General features: G+C 41.8%; 16 protein-coding genes and 1 pseudogene. 11 read left to right on the forward strand and 6 right to left on the reverse strand.

Annotation, left to right across the window (positions count from 1 at the left end; genetic code table 11):
* Positions 1–166 precede the first annotated feature (166 nt).
* A complete protein-coding gene (yidC, locus tag ACY8DX_RS05870) occupies positions 167–943 on the reverse strand; it encodes a membrane protein insertase YidC (RefSeq protein WP_439802533.1) in 777 nt (258 codons plus the stop codon).
* A gap of 28 nt (positions 944–971) precedes the next feature.
* Complete coding sequence (locus tag ACY8DX_RS05875) at positions 972–1,256, reverse strand: hypothetical protein (protein ID WP_049671706.1); 285 nt, start codon at positions 1,254–1,256, stop codon at positions 972–974.
* A gap of 214 nt (positions 1,257–1,470) precedes the next feature.
* Between ACY8DX_RS05875 and ACY8DX_RS05880 the strand changes: the two genes are divergently transcribed.
* From ACY8DX_RS05880 to ACY8DX_RS05890, 3 genes are all read left to right on the forward strand, one after another.
* Positions 1,471–2,517, forward strand: a complete 1,047-nt coding sequence (locus tag ACY8DX_RS05880) for an NAD(P)/FAD-dependent oxidoreductase (protein ID WP_462406367.1) — start codon at positions 1,471–1,473, stop codon at positions 2,515–2,517.
* A gap of 90 nt (positions 2,518–2,607) precedes the next feature.
* Positions 2,608–2,931, forward strand: coding sequence for a hypothetical protein (locus ACY8DX_RS05885; RefSeq protein WP_462406368.1), 324 nt, complete (start codon positions 2,608–2,610; stop codon positions 2,929–2,931).
* Positions 2,932–3,059: 128 nt separating this feature from the next.
* Complete coding sequence (locus tag ACY8DX_RS05890; protein ID WP_462406369.1) at positions 3,060–3,233, forward strand: response regulator; 174 nt, start codon at positions 3,060–3,062, stop codon at positions 3,231–3,233.
* 48 nt (positions 3,234–3,281) lie between these two features.
* Here ACY8DX_RS05890 and ACY8DX_RS05895 read toward each other — a convergent pair whose 3' ends face one another.
* The 4 genes from ACY8DX_RS05895 to ACY8DX_RS05910 form a co-directional block, all read right to left on the reverse strand.
* Positions 3,282–3,935: a hypothetical protein gene (locus ACY8DX_RS05895; RefSeq protein WP_462406370.1), complete on the reverse strand. Its 654-nt coding sequence runs from the start codon at positions 3,933–3,935 to the stop codon at positions 3,282–3,284.
* A 375-nt stretch (positions 3,936–4,310) separates the two neighbouring features.
* The gene (locus tag ACY8DX_RS05900) at positions 4,311–6,182 is read right to left on the reverse strand and encodes a glycosyltransferase family 2 protein (protein WP_462406371.1); all 1,872 of its coding nucleotides are present in this window, start codon (positions 6,180–6,182) and stop codon (positions 4,311–4,313) included.
* A gap of 154 nt (positions 6,183–6,336) precedes the next feature.
* Positions 6,337–7,401 (reverse strand): linear amide C-N hydrolase, encoded by a 1,065-nt coding sequence (locus tag ACY8DX_RS05905; RefSeq protein ID WP_462406372.1) that lies wholly within the window; start codon positions 7,399–7,401, stop codon positions 6,337–6,339.
* 154 nt (positions 7,402–7,555) lie between these two features.
* Entirely contained in the window at positions 7,556–7,780 is a 225-nt protein-coding gene (locus tag ACY8DX_RS05910; RefSeq protein ID WP_049671700.1) for a hypothetical protein, read from the reverse strand.
* A 388-nt stretch (positions 7,781–8,168) separates the two neighbouring features.
* Between ACY8DX_RS05910 and ACY8DX_RS05915 the strand changes: the two genes are divergently transcribed.
* The 8 genes and pseudogenes from ACY8DX_RS05915 to ACY8DX_RS05950 all read left to right on the forward strand — a co-directional run bounded on the left by ACY8DX_RS05915 (position 8,169) and on the right by ACY8DX_RS05950 (position 14,805).
* Entirely contained in the window at positions 8,169–8,774 is a 606-nt protein-coding gene (locus ACY8DX_RS05915) for a TetR/AcrR family transcriptional regulator (protein WP_049671699.1), read from the forward strand.
* A 16-nt stretch (positions 8,775–8,790) separates the two neighbouring features.
* A complete protein-coding gene (locus tag ACY8DX_RS05920) occupies positions 8,791–10,260 on the forward strand; it encodes an o-succinylbenzoate--CoA ligase (protein ID WP_462406373.1) in 1,470 nt (489 codons plus the stop codon).
* 19 nt (positions 10,261–10,279) lie between these two features.
* Positions 10,280–10,696: a MaoC family dehydratase gene (locus ACY8DX_RS05925; RefSeq protein ID WP_462406374.1), complete on the forward strand. Its 417-nt coding sequence runs from the start codon at positions 10,280–10,282 to the stop codon at positions 10,694–10,696.
* Entirely contained in the window at positions 10,693–11,703 is a 1,011-nt protein-coding gene (locus tag ACY8DX_RS05930) for a 3-oxoacyl-ACP synthase (RefSeq protein WP_049671696.1), read from the forward strand. The genes ACY8DX_RS05925 and ACY8DX_RS05930 overlap by 4 nt, the downstream gene beginning before the upstream one ends.
* A 75-nt stretch (positions 11,704–11,778) precedes the next feature.
* Positions 11,779–12,066, forward strand: a pseudogene (locus ACY8DX_RS05935) (6-bladed beta-propeller); the annotation flags it as partial.
* 17 nt (positions 12,067–12,083) lie between these two features.
* Positions 12,084–13,295, forward strand: coding sequence for a substrate-binding domain-containing protein (locus tag ACY8DX_RS05940; RefSeq protein ID WP_049671695.1), 1,212 nt, complete (start codon positions 12,084–12,086; stop codon positions 13,293–13,295).
* Between the two features lie 54 nt (positions 13,296–13,349).
* Positions 13,350–14,123 (forward strand): ABC transporter ATP-binding protein, encoded by a 774-nt coding sequence (locus ACY8DX_RS05945; protein ID WP_462406375.1) that lies wholly within the window; start codon positions 13,350–13,352, stop codon positions 14,121–14,123.
* Positions 14,101–14,805, forward strand: a complete 705-nt coding sequence (locus tag ACY8DX_RS05950; protein ID WP_049671693.1) for an ABC transporter ATP-binding protein — start codon at positions 14,101–14,103, stop codon at positions 14,803–14,805. Before ACY8DX_RS05945 ends, ACY8DX_RS05950 begins: the two co-directional genes overlap by 23 nt.
* Positions 14,806–14,811 lie beyond the last annotated feature (6 nt).

Raw genomic sequence — 14,811 nt, forward strand, 5'->3', positions numbered from 1 at the left:
ACCCCTTGATGTTGGATTCTATTATTATTGTACAATGAACCTTTATCCTCATCATAGGTTTTCCATGATTTACTTGAACATTACGAATATTCCGCTTGGAAATAACAAGTTGTACAAAGTAATAAAAAGACTGTCTGATTGGATCAGACAGCCTTTAAAAACGTTCTTATTTCTTGCCGGATGGCTCACTTTGGAGTGATGGAATGACCACACGCTTTGGATTGTATTTCTTCCGCAGGAACATATTTTGGACGATTAAGAACAAGCCGCTCGTCGACCAGTATAGTGGAAGGGCGGCAGGTGCTGAGAATGAGATGAACATAATCATCATTGGGGAGATCAATCCCATAATTTTCATCTGTGCTTGCTGTTCCGCTGGCATTTGACTCATGGACATCTTGAATTGAAGGTAGTAGACGGCACCCGCAATTAAGGTCATGATAATATCTGCATCGCCAAGACTATACCAGAGGAAGCTATGGGTCGCAATCTCAGCCGAGCCTTTAATGGCAAGGTAGAATCCCATAAGAATGGGCATTTGAATCAGCATCGGCAGGCAGCCCATATTAAGCGGATTGATGCCTTGAGTTTGATAAAGCTTCATTAATTCTTGTTGAAGCTCTGACTTTTCGGCCATGTCTGTTGCTTTTTTCAACTTCTCTTGGATAGCGGCTACCTCAGGTTTGATGGTTTCCATCTTCTGCTTCATTTCTGCCTGGGATTTGTACTGCTTTGCCATTAAGGGAAGCAGCAGGAATCGAAGTAACAGTGTCGCAAGAATAATCCCAAGCCCATAATTTCCGTTAAATATTTGTGCATTAAATTCCAATAGATGTGTCAGCGGTGAAACAACAAGCTGATGGAAAAAGCCATCTCCTTGAGTGTTTGCTGAACAGCCAGTTAACAATAATGGAATAAATAAAAGTGCCATTCCTTTTTTCAATTAAATTCCTCCTCAAAGTTTGTATGGTTTATACAAAAGAGAAGGAATGAGCGTCTTCGTTATCCGTCGGCATGACTTTCAATCGGAATAAGGTGAAGAAGCGCTGTGTTTTTCTACGGTCCGCAACATTGCATTTATCATTAACATATAGAATGGACGCTTGAGATAAGCCAATTGTTTGGTCTTCTGCGAAAGATCCGTTATGGTTCGTGAAGTACATAACAGCAATCGGAAAGACAATCGTGAGTAGATAGGCAGCAAATACGGCCTGTCTAATGGCTTGATAATCTACGTCCATGAATAGTTCAAACATGGCACATCTCCAATTATTAAGGTTACATTCAATTCTATTTTTACCATTATATCAAATTGCAGACTGAATGTGGAGAGACTGATTTTGAAGTATCCTGTCTAGGTGAGACGGTAGAATGTAAGATAATGACAAACTTTTATTGATAATGATAATTATTTTCATTTATACTAAGAGTAGCAAATAGGTCATCTATCATAATAATAAGGAGATCATTATGAAAGAATTATTTGATATAACGATTATCGGCGGAGGACCTGCCGGTTTGTATAGTGCGTTCTACAGCGGATTAAGGGAGATGAAAACAAAGATAATTGAATGTCAGAACACCCTTGGTGGAAAGGTGAGAATTTATCCAGAGAAGATGATTTGGGACGTAGGGGGACTCAGACCTGTCCTCGCGCATGAATTTTGTGAAGACCTTATTGAACAAGGTTTAACCTTCCATCCTGCTGTATGCCTGAACCAGAAAGTTGAGCGGATTGAGAAAGAGGGAGGCTTATTCGTCATAACAGCAAGTGATGGAGAGGTTCACTATTCAAAAGCAGTTATTCTGGCTAATGGCGGCGGCATCATCTCCCCGCAAAAGCTGGAGGTTGAAGATGCCCACAAATATGAATTGACAAATCTTCATTATACCGTTGGAAGAATAGACCGGTTCCGAGGTAGCAGAGTGCTGATCTCCGGAGGCGGAAATACAGCTGTTGACTGGGCTGTAGAACTAATGAATGTAGCGAAGAACGTGACAGTTGTCTATCGAAAGGAAGAGCTGTCAGCCCATGAGGCACAGGTGAAGAAATTGAGGGAGAATGGAGTAGCCATTATTCTAAACGGAATGATTACTCGCCTGTATCCCAATGAAGAAAAGGATGTCATCGCTGCTGCCGCTATTACAGTGGATGGAGTAAATCAGCTTCTTGAAGTAGATGATGTCCTTATTAATCATGGATATCATCGGGAATCTTCTGTGAGTTTCGCCGAAGCCATTGAGCCGAGGAAAACGAATGAAGCTTATTTTGAGAGTACAGGAAAGGGAGTGCTTTCGGTCGAAGGATTGTTCGCTGCAGGTGATAATATTGCGTACGACGGAAAGGTATATATGCTCCTTGGAGCCTTTCAGGATGCAGTCAACGCGGTTAATAGCGCAAAGCAATATATTGACCCATCCTCCCATCCATCAGGCATGGTCTCCTCCCATAATGAAGTATTTAAGACAAGAAATGAAAAGCTCATTAAGGAGCGGCATGCATATGTAAATGGGTGAACTGGTCCAGATTATGGACCAGTTTTTTTGCTGGTTATTTTATGGAACATAGTACCTGTATTCATCCCGATATCTGAAGATTACAATGAATTGATTAAGTCTATAGATTGGACGGATGAAACCATGAATAGAATTGGATTTAGGAAGACAATCATTATCGGATTTACCGTAATCATGTTTGTATCTGCGATTGTTTTCTGTATTCTCATGGGAATGCTGAATAGTACCCGCAAGGATTTTTTGGAAATTGTTAATGAACGGTCCGAACAATTACATATTACACAAGAGATCCAACAAAACTATCAATACATTGATGCGATTCTTTCCCAGGTTGCGATTGAGAATGTACGTGATGTGAATGATGAAATGATAAAGTCAATCAGTGACCGACACATGGAGATTGAGCAGGGATAAGAAAAGCTGGATGACTTAACAGGCTCAGTCGAAGGACGAGCGTTTCTGATTGAATTGCGGTCGTTGTTAGATGTTTATTTCCAGAATGGGTATGGGATGATTGAAGATTTCTCGGAAGATGAGAGTAATTGAAGGCTATCCGGGCTAATAAGGCATTTGAGACGATTCCCATCCTGGTACTAACCGCCAAGGCATTTAAAGGGGATAAAGAAAAATGTCTTGAATGTGGTGCATCTGATTTACTAACAAAGCCAATCAATCTTGAACAACTATTCTCTACCATTAAGAAATGGCTCGTATAAAATGAGAAGGGCTCCCGTTCCACCATGAACGGAAGCCTTTCTTTATGGCTAATTCTTATCCTGATGATATTTCGTCCAAATGAGGGATGTAAGAAGAATTAACTCGAACGCATTCGTGATGGCTCCGCTTTCTATTGGAAGATCAACCAGGCTGCCGATAAGCATCAGGGCGACACCGATAAACATCCAAAACCATCCTGTCCGCTTCCAAAGAAAAATCGATGCAGCCAAAAGAGCAAGCGTAACCATCAAAATCATGACAGGCGGACCTGAAGGGGAATTTGTCGCTGAATACTTTAATATGCCAAATGTTGTTTCTGCTTTTAGGGTAAGACCGAGTACAACCGTAAACAGCTCAACGAGGAAAGCGATAAGCGTATAAATAACCGTGATCCACATGGCGGCAGACGTATTGGCCCAATTAATACGAGCTCTGCGAAGGACATCCAGGGAAAAGACAATTAACAGCGGGGTGAATATGGCATGCAGCCAATAGCGCGCCGCATTTAAATTCTTTAAAAGCTCTCCTTCTCCAATCCATTTCCCAATTCCAAGAATGGTATTGTCATATATCAATGGTGTTATGACAAGGATGAGAACATTAGACAAGACAGCTATACCGCTCCGTTTGATGGTTAGAAGCATGAAGATGAATAGGCCTAAATAGGCGAGGGCAAAAAGTAAATATAACAAAGTATCCATAAATGACCTCCTACTTTCTATACATTTCCTAAAATAAGGGCTATTTAAACATTTATTAAGCTTATGCAGAATAATCGATTGGTATTATTAAACTAGATTTGATGTTCTTATCAAAAAAGAGGCTGGGAAAATGGAGTAAATGATTTTCAAAAACGAATGATTGTCACTTATTCTTCCTATTCGGGTAGCAGTTGGAAAGACAAGTCCGTTCCATTCCGCTAGTCACTAATAGTAGAAGGTCACAATCAACTCATGCATAGAAAACAACAAATAAAGACCCGAAGGATCAGATGATAGATTCATTCATTTATCGTCTAATCCTTCGGGTTTATCATTGGCTGAGAAACTTATGTACCAGCCTCTTGGTGTTATTATTTATGCTTGTTCAAATTTATAAGGTGTTTGAAGGTATTCCGCGTAATGGTTCATATAAATATGAAATTCCTTGTTATCGAGCTCAGCGAAAAGCAATTCAATATATCGACTATTGGTTTTGGAAATTCTAGCCTTCAAATAGTTAATACCATCGTAGCTGAACCAAATCTGTTGATGAATACTAAATGGGCAGCGTCCGTAATGGGCGATCCCAGCCTTGTTATCCGCATAATAATGGAGCGGGAATTTCCTGGCTGCTCCATTGGCAGTTGTCTTGATTACCACATCAACGGGTGCATCTAATGAAATTTGCTCTGGCTTATGTGTGATCGGTTTCTGATAAGCAACATAAATGCATATGATTAACGCAAACAAATTAAAGACACTCCACATCATATTGATGAGGTAGGAAGGAAGCGTAATAATACCATTCTCAAGATAAAGATAGCCAGTATACCAGCTTACTAACGAAAGAACTGCCAGAATAATATGAGGAAGAACAATCCGGAGCTGGAAATATCCCTTCTTATATTCCGTCTCCTTTGGTGTTACATGAAAGGCAATCTTCAGTTTAAATAGTTGCTTAAGGATAGAAACCGTTAGATGAGGAGCCATTGCTGTATCATAAATATGGGACCATCTAATCGACCGTGTTTTCGGCGAGAGAGCTTTGAAGATTAATAATTGCCCGATAATAAACGGAATAAACAACATGATAAGGTCGTAAACCGAAGCATGAATAATAGGGATGGCAAAGATTAAAAAGAGAATTGGCATCATAAGGTAGATCATCTTTTGGATGCTCGAAAACCAATAAAGCAGCCCGTCAAAATAAGCAAGTCTTTGGGCCATGCTAAGACCCTTAGATGCTTTTGGCCAAAGCTTGTACATAATCTGCAGATTGCCGCGGCACCAGCGGTCACGCTGTTTCAATAGGTCTGTGTAGGTCTGGGCACTTATACCATATGCGAGCTCTTCATTGACGAAAACTCCTTTATATTGTTTGGCGTGCAGAAGCAAGCCGACCCCCATATCTTCCGTAATCGAACAAGTGGGATATCCCCCGATTTCCTCCACATACTTCTTTCTGAAGAGAGCGTTGGTTCCAACATGCAATACGGCATTGATTGCAGCACGAGCTTCCTGAACATCCCGCATGAAGAAATCCTGTTCATTTGGAATATCACTTCTGTAATTGTACTGATACATATCCATGTTGTAGAATACTTGCGGAGTTTGGACAAATGCAACGTCCTCGTCTGCGAAATAACCCAAGGTCTTGATGAGGAATTCCTTTTTCGGAATCATATCAGCATCAAGTACGAGAAACAGATCTCCAGAAGTCTTCGATAAGGCATGATTAATGTTTCCGGCTTTCGCACCTTTCGTATCCTGCCGGGTAATCCAATGACAGCCGTACTCTCGACATAAAGATCCAATCTCCTTTCGATTGCCGTCATCACAGACATATACATTCAGCTTATCTGCTGGATAATGCATATTTAAAGCAGCCACAAGTGTTTTCTTGAGCAAGGATGGAGATTCATTATAGGTACAGATAAGTACGTCTACTTCAGGTAAATCTTGATCCTTATAACTGTCCCATGATTTTTCCTTTCGATTGTATTTTCTAAGAAATAGGAACTGGAAGGTGAAAAATTGACATAAGCCAATTAATTCAGCAGCTATAAGCAAGATTCCGAGAATAAAGCTAATAACAGAAGAAAAAGAGATGGTTGTGAATCTCCAAATTATGTAGTTAAGAGAAATCATCGTATTGATGATGATTAGGTACTTCTGGTATTTTTTATTTTTCTTTGCCAGAAGGTATGACAAACCGAGTAAAATGAGAGCTGAAATACAAAAAATCACATAAACCTCCTGTTTCTTAAATTTTGCTTAATAATATTAAAATAATCCTTTATTCTTGCAAAGTGGTAAAATATCACAGGGGGATACAGCGGCATTTTACGGCAAAATAAGAGACCGGCGCAAAATCCACCATACAGATTTTGCGCCAGCCTTATCAAGTTAGGGGCTTATCCAATGAGAACGTAAATAAATGATCATAATCTCGTAAAACGCTGGCCGTTCCTGTCAGTTTGCTTAAATTATACACAGTGGACCATTGTGTAAAGCTCGTTGATTCCTCTGTTTTCTCCTGGCTGACGAGTTGGAGAAGGGACATCGCCTCGCCTTCCGTGAGCGCCTCTTTTTTGAACTCGAGCACGGATTGCAATATGCGATAACGTTCTACGCCATGACCATATCCATCCATGGAAGGGTCTAGATAGAAATTGGTGACATAATGTTCTTCCACGACAGAGAAGACATCGTGACAATATTCAAGCACGACTGCACGACCACTTGCATCTGCGACCAAGAAGTGGAACGACGATGTATTGCTCGATGCCTGCATATCATAGCCCTTGAATAATTCAATTGCCTCATCTACATTGGCCGCCCGGTCCAGTACGAGACGAATAGCTACGGTTGTTGAGATATTCTGCTTTCCGGTATTCTGTCTTGTTGGCGGTCCTTCCAGCTTCAAGACACTAATCACAAGTCCTTTTTCATTCATTCCATCCATGAGCAAATAAGGGAAGAGGACGGCTGGAGAAAGATCGGTCACTCCGTCGTCAAGGCTGCCCGCAAGATAGCCAATCCAGCCTGCATCCGCCAGGCCGATGGATGCATAGCCATTCTCTGGTCTTGTGCGAACGAGCACAGCGGTCATATTCATCAAATAATCGAAATTCCGCCCATAAATCATTTCCCCTGACCGGGTGGACGCTGTAAACGCACTGCAGCCGCCATTATTCGATCCGGCCTCCGCATTCCCATCATCCAAAAGCTCTCTATTCACAAACTCTACTAAGTGAGGAATATCGGTGATTCCAGCTGCAAGGATTTGATCAAGCTTGTAATCCGCCGTATATTCCATTGAATATAGCTGCCCATTTTTCAGGTTCACGATGGACTCGATGCTAGCTCGCTGGGCATCTGTTCGGAGGTGATTCGCTGGATTGGTTATCCCTGGATTTCTGGGGATATCATCAAATGCTGGGCGAATGTCTAGAAACCTATTCATGAATAATCACTCCTATTGATATATGAAATAATTATTTTAATATAACTGTTTGTTCTATACCCTGAGAGAGAGGGATTTAATCGAAAAGACTGGATCTGCATAAAAAAATGACTCAAGGTGTATACCTCGAGTCATTCATATGGGAGAAATTTTATCAAAGGGAATTTAGCCGGTGCTTAATGAAAAGGAGCAGAATGATGAAAACATGGATGATTGCAAGAATGCCGATATAAACAGAATTTAGAGGAACGACAAATCGATGAACCAAAAAAACAGCCAGACACTCCAGCCCAAAAGCGATGAGAACAGCCCCAATCCTCTTCGCTAATAACTTCTCATCTCGAATGGATCCCTCCTGATATCCGGCAATAAAATTCACGATTCCCTTCCTCGAGACATAGAGACCTATGAGGATGAAGAAGAGACTAAAAGTAACTACGATCAGGATAGACAAATAAACTCACCTGCCTTTTATCTAAAATCAGGTCTTGCTGTGAAAAAGTCCCTGAAGGATAGTTGAGAATGGAATGAGAAAGAAAATACTTTTTTAACTGGTGGTTAATTAAGTATATCAAATGATATGTAATTTTTTTACAAAAGAAATGTATCTGTATACATGATAAAGAAAATAGTCAGGAGGATGAGCTATTTTGGTATAGCTTGAGAATAGTAATTTAGTGTAATGTGCAAAAAATTCATAAAATTGGAAATAAATGATTGAAATATTCTGATAAATTATTATAATTAAAAATTGAGAGGTGATTCATATGTCAGAAAAGCTGGCGACAGAGGATAAGAGTTTGACTCCAAAAGGGTTAGAGACAAGGCAAAAAATCATCAATGCAGCTGAAGAAGTGTTTGGTCAGAAGGGCTATTATGAGACTTCCATTGTGAATATTGCACAAGAGGCTAAGGTAGCCCAAGGAACGTTTTATAATTATTTTCCATCTAAGAAGGACATCTTTGATGAGCTGATTCACATGTATAGCAGGGAATTACGAACAGCGATTAAGGAAGAGATGAATCATGCTAATACTTTTGAGGAAGCGCAGAGGGCAGGCTTCCATGCTTTCTTTAGCTGGGTAAAAAATCATCGTAATTTATACAGTATTGTGCAGCAAGCCGTTGTCGTCGATAGGGATTTGTACCGGTGGTATTATAATAAGCTTGCTAATGGATTTCTAAGGAGTCTTTCAGCTGGGATGGAAGCCGGTGAATTTAAGCAGCTAGATCAAGAGACGGTTGCCTATTGTCTCATGTCAATCGGCCAATTCTTAGGGATGAGATGGGTGTATTGGGAACAAGATGATGTTCCGGAGGAAGCTTTTGAAGCAGCCATGACGTTAATCTTTAATGGTCTAAACAAAAGGTGAAAGGGTGATTAGTAATATGAAAGGCATAGCCTACTGGATTGAAAAACGAGCAACCATTACGCCAGGGCGTATTGCCGTCATCACTGAAGAAGAGAAAATTACGTACAAAGCTTTACATAATAAGATAACAGATACGGCAGCTTTCTTGAAGCAATCGTATGGAGTAGAAAATGGCGACAGAGTCGCCATTCTCTCTCAAAATCGGCTTGAATATTTAGTGTTAATCTTTGCACTTGCTAAATTAGGTGCAATTGCCGTCCCGCTCAATATACGGTTAACGTCTAGTGAATTATGCTATCAGCTAAAGGATAGCGACACGTCTGTGCTAATCGCGGAGGGACTATTCTATGAGCAGGCTCAGTCCTTATTGCAAGAGACAGGGATTGAACATTTAGCGAAAATTGAAGCCTTTGCTGCTATAGAAAGTGCTGGGAATTACCCATTTCGAGAAGTAAATGAAAGCGCTCCCTTTATTATTTGTTATACGTCCGGCACGACAGGGAAACCAAAGGGGGCTGTACTGACGCAAGCAAATATGTTTTGGAACGCCATTAATAATGTCCTTGCCATTGATTTGACTTCGGCGGATCGCTCGATTGTTTTGTTGCCGCTCTTTCATATCGGGGGGATTGGACTCTTTGCCCTGCCGACGCTTTTTGTAGGTGGAACGGTGATAATTCCAGGCAAATTTGAACCACAAAAGGCAATCGCGATGATTGAGCAATATGAGGCAACGATTGTCATGGGTGTCCCCGCAATTCATAAGGCCTTAATTGAATGTCCTTCCTTTAAAAGAGAAAAAATGAAAGCAGTCCGCTGGTTTTATAATGGCGGGGCACCTTGTCCGCATGAACTCATCCAAACCTTTTTTGACCATGGCTTCTTATTTGGGCAAGGGTTTGGTATGACGGAAACCTCCCCTACTCTGTTCATGCTTTCAAGGGAGGATGCTCCAAGGAAGATTGGTTCGATTGGCAAGCCTGTTATGTACAGCAACTTCAAGCTCGTTAATCAAGAAGGGGATGTCGGAGAATTAGTCGTTAAAGGACCAAACATTATGACTGAATACTGGAGGAAGCCTGCGGCAACAAATGAAACCATTATCGATGGCTGGCTTTATACAGGTGATTTGGCGAGGATTGATGAAGAGGGCTTTGTCTATATTGTAGGCAGGAAGAAGGAGATGCTTATATCTGGAGGTGAAAATATTTATCCGCTGGAAATAGAGCAAGCCATCAGTCAACATACGGATGTGAGTGAGGTAGCTGTCACTGGAGTAGCCGACCCTGTTTGGGGTGAAGTTCCAGCAGCATTTGTGGTGAAGAAACCATCTAGTGAGTTGACGGATAAGGATATCATTGAGTATTGCCGAGATAAGCTAGCGAAATATAAGCTTCCAAAGGAAATTATTTTTATGGATGAGCTACCTAAAAACGCAACAGGCAAAATCCAAAAAAATCAGTTAGGGAAACTGATTCAAGAATAGGGGAGGAGAGATCAGAGGAATGGCTAATTTCACAGTGGGTCAGCAGGCAACATGCAGCAAGACGATAACCGAAACAGATGTCGTGATGTTCGCTGGACTGAGCGGCGATTTTAACCCTATCCATATTGACAGCGAGTATGCAAAGAATACAAGGTTTAACGAAAGGATTGCCCATGGCTTATTAACATCGAGTTTACTTTCGCAGCTCTTAGGAGTGCATTTACCTGGGAAAGGATCGGTTTATATGGAACAAACAATCAAATTTAAAGCACCGGTCTATATTGGCGATACAATCACGGCAACAGCGACAGTTCAGGAGTATATCAAAGAGAAGAGAATAATAAAGCTTCTAACAGAATGCCAAAACCAAAAAGAGGTGACCGTCTTAACTGGAACAGCTGTCATGATGGTACCAAAGGAAGGGGAAAGGATATGACGAAGATTGGAATCGAAGCGACAAGCACCTTTTTTCCGGCAGGGATTGAGTCGGCTAGCTTACTCGCAAATAAAACCGGCATCCCAGAAAACATCATAACGGATAAATTCGGATTATACGAGAAACATGTAGCTGATGAAACGATGCATGCATCTGACATGGCGATTGAGGCTGCTAGACCAATTGTTGACCAATACGGACCAGACACCATCGATGTCGTTATCTATTTCGGGAGCCCTCATAAAGACTACTATGTATGGACATGCGCTTCGAAAATTCAGCATGAGCTAGGGTTAAAGAAAGCCTATGCATTTGAAATCATGAATGTCAGCTCAGGATTCCCTGTTGCCTTAAAAGTTGCCAAGGATATGATAAAGGCTGATAACACCATTCAATCGATTCTATTAGTAGGAGGATGTAAGGAATCACAAATTGTTGATTATACGAATCCGCGGTCCCGTTTCATGTTCAATTTCGGTGATGGAGGATGCGCAGCTTTAATAAAACGTGATTCACTTGTCAGTGAAATTTTAGAAAGCGCTATCATAACAGACGGATCCTTCCATCAGGATGTTCGTATTCCGGCAGGAGGATCAAAAAACTTCGCTAGTCATGAAACAGTAGAACAACGGAAGCATTATATAGATGTCCACAATCCCGCTGATATGAAAGAAAGACTCGACCCTGTATCCATTCCTAATTTCGAAAAAGTCATACGAAAATCATTGCAAAAAAGCGGGTTATCTTCAGAAAATCTCTCACTATTACTTCCACTTCATACGAAACGATCGATGTTTAACCAACTTCTCTCTAGTTTAGACCTCCCAGAAGAAAAAGCCATTTATCTAGATCATCATGGGCATATGTCCTCACTAGACCCCTGTGTCGGGCTCCACCTCGCCCAAGAGCAGGGCAGATTGAGTCACGGCGATATAGCGGTTGCCGTTAGTGCGGGTACTGGATATACATGGGCTGCAACGGTGATTAAATGGATGGGAACAAAATGAAAGCAATACTCCGATTTAATATGCTCTTAGCCATGCTCTTGATTCTTAGTCTTTTCATTACTGGAATAAGTAGTGAACAACGGAGCAGGAAATTTAGATCCGCTTGAAAACTGGGGAGAAGAACCGGGCGATTTATTCTTGCCGATTGGTATGGCCATTGATAAAGGTAATCGAGTCTATGTAACAGATACCTCAAATAATCGCATGAATGTCTATGATTCGAACGGAAACTTCATTAAGGAATTCGGCCATTTTAGCGGGAGTGCAGGAAACTTCTTTTCTCCGCAAGGGCTTGATATTGGCAAGGATGGCAGGATTGTCATCGCTGATGGTTTATTGCACCGCATTCAGTTTTATAAATAAGGATAATTCGGGGAGGAATGAAAATGCCAGTAAAGCTAAGGATGTGTTTATCTGTCGTATTGTTGGGGTCAATGCTTGTTGCCGCAGGCTGTTCAGATGATGAAGCAAGCTCGAGTGAGGATACGATAAAAGTTGGTGTGCTTGCATCGATGACAGGTCCGCTTGAGGTCTATGGAAAACAAACGGTACAGGGATTTGAGCTTGGTCTTGATTATGCAACCGATGGCAAGATGGAGGTCGACGGCAAAAAAATCGAATTCATCGTTGAGGATACTGAAACGAAACCGGATGTGGCAGTCAAGCAGGCAACGAAATTGCTTGAGGAAGATGAAGTTGACTTCCTGGTGGGATCATCAAGTTCTGGCGACACGCTAGCTGTTTTGCCGCTTGCTGAGGAGTACGAAAAAATCATGGTCGTTGAACCCGCGGTAGCAGATAGCATCACAGGTGAGAACTGGAACCGCTATATTTTCCGGACTGGCCGCAATTCATCCCAAGATTCGGTGGCAGCCGCGGCTTCCATTGCAAAAGAGGGGGTGAAAATCGCAACACTTGCTCAAGATAGCGCCTATGGTAGAGAGGGCGTGCAAGCCTTTAAGGAAGGAGCAGAGAAACTGGGAGCTGAAATCATGAATGAACAATATGTTGATGCGAACGCAACGGATTTCACATCAAATATCCAAAATATCATAAGCTCTAAGCCAGATTATTTATACATTGTGTGGGCTGGATCGAATTCCCCATGGAAACAGCTGAAGGATATGAAAGTAGCAGAGCAAGGCATTAAGCTTTCAGCTGCTGCTCAAGACATTGCCTCGCTGAAGACGATGGATGCTCTTGTTGGGATGAGTGGATTCTCCATCTATTACTATACCCTTCCTGACAATGAGGTGAATGATTGGCTTGTGGAGGAGCATAAGAAAAAATTTGACGGCGAGGTTCCAGACCTCTTTACGGCAGGCGGGATGTCATCGGCGATTGCCATTGTGGAAGCTTTGAAGAACACAGAAGGGGATACGGATAGTGAGGCGCTAATTGAGGCGATGGAAGGAATGGAGTTTGACTCGCCGAAAGGGACGATGAAATTTAGAGCGGAGGATCATCAGGCACTGCAATCCTTATATGCGATCACTCTTGAAGAAGAGGATGGAGTCGATTATCCGGTACCGGTATTGGTTAGGGAACTGACAATGGATGAAACAGAGCCCCCGATTCGGAATAAGAAATAAATTTGAAGGAGGGGATTTTTCCCCTTTCTTCTCTATGAAAAGGAGGGATTCTTCTTGGAAACTATATTATCAACCGAACACCTTTCTGTTTCATTTGGCCAGCATGACGTGATTAAAAATCTGAACCTATCCATACCAGAGAAGAAGTTGATTTCAATCATTGGTCCTAACGGAGCAGGGAAAACGACGCTATTCAATTTATTGAGCGGTCAGCTTAAACCGACAAAGGGAGAGATTTATTTCAAAGGGGAAAATGTGACAGGCTATTCCATCCCGGAGCGGACGAGACTCGGGATAGGACGTTCATTCCAGCTGACAAATATCTTTCCGGAATTACCTGTGATTGAGAATATCCGGTTAGCCGTCCAAGCAGAGCAAAAGGATTTCTTCTGCTTCATACCAACGAAGAAGAAGTATCTGGTTCAACAGGAGGAAGCAAGGAGGCTGTTGAATGAAGTCATGCTTGAAGGAAAGGATGACGTTCTAGCAAAGGATCTTGCCCATGGGGAGAAACGGAAATTAGAGCTGGCCATGCTGATGGCCCTTAAAACGGAATTACTGCTCCTCGACGAACCGACGGCTGGAATCTCGATTGAAGAAGTGCCAGGCATTTTAAAGGTTATCGAAAAGATCAAAATGAACGGGTTAAGTACCATTGTGCTGATTGAACACAAAATGGATATGGTTATGCATTTGTCTGATCAACTAGCTGTCTTATTTCATGGTGAATTATTAGCTGAAGGCAGCCCCAGTGAAATCATGCAGGATGAACGTGTCCAAAATGCATATTTAGGGGGATTATACGATGACTCTCTTAAAAGTGGATGAGATGGAAACCTATATTGGCCAATTTCATATTTTGCAGGGTGTTTCCTTTGAAATTCGAGAGGGCAATATTACGGTATTGTTTGGAAGAAATGGAGCAGGAAAAACAACCACCTTACGCTCAATCATGGGCTTTCATCAAATCACCAAAGGAAATGTAACGTTTAAGGGTGAACAGTTGAATGGACAGCCCACACACACCATATCAAGAAAGGGAATAGGCTATGTTCCAGAAAACCAGGGGATCTTTCACCACTTAACGGTCGAAGATAATTTTTCCCTTGCCCAAGCGGTGAAATCGGATACGCAGGGAGAAAAAGCGGAGTGGATGCTCGCACTCTTCCCTGATTTAAAGAAATTTTGGCGAAAGAAGAGCGGTCTTTTAAGCGGCGGCCAAAAGCAAATGCTTGCGATAGCGCGGGCCTATATTAATAGTGAGCATTTATTGTTGATTGATGAACCAAGTAAGGGCTTGTCGCCGATTATGGTAGAGAAGCTGATGGAGTCTATCCTGGAAATGAAGAGCAAGACAACGGTATTACTGGTTGAGCAAAATTTTATCATGGCCAGCCAGATTGGAGACGACTACGCCATTATGGATGACGGGAAAATCGTTCATAAGGGCGGGATGGAAAGTTTGAAGGATGATACTGATACATGCAGAAAATATTTAGGAATCGCTTAACCGGCG

It is taken from the genome of Gracilibacillus sp. Marseille-QA3620 (assembly GCF_054950035.1).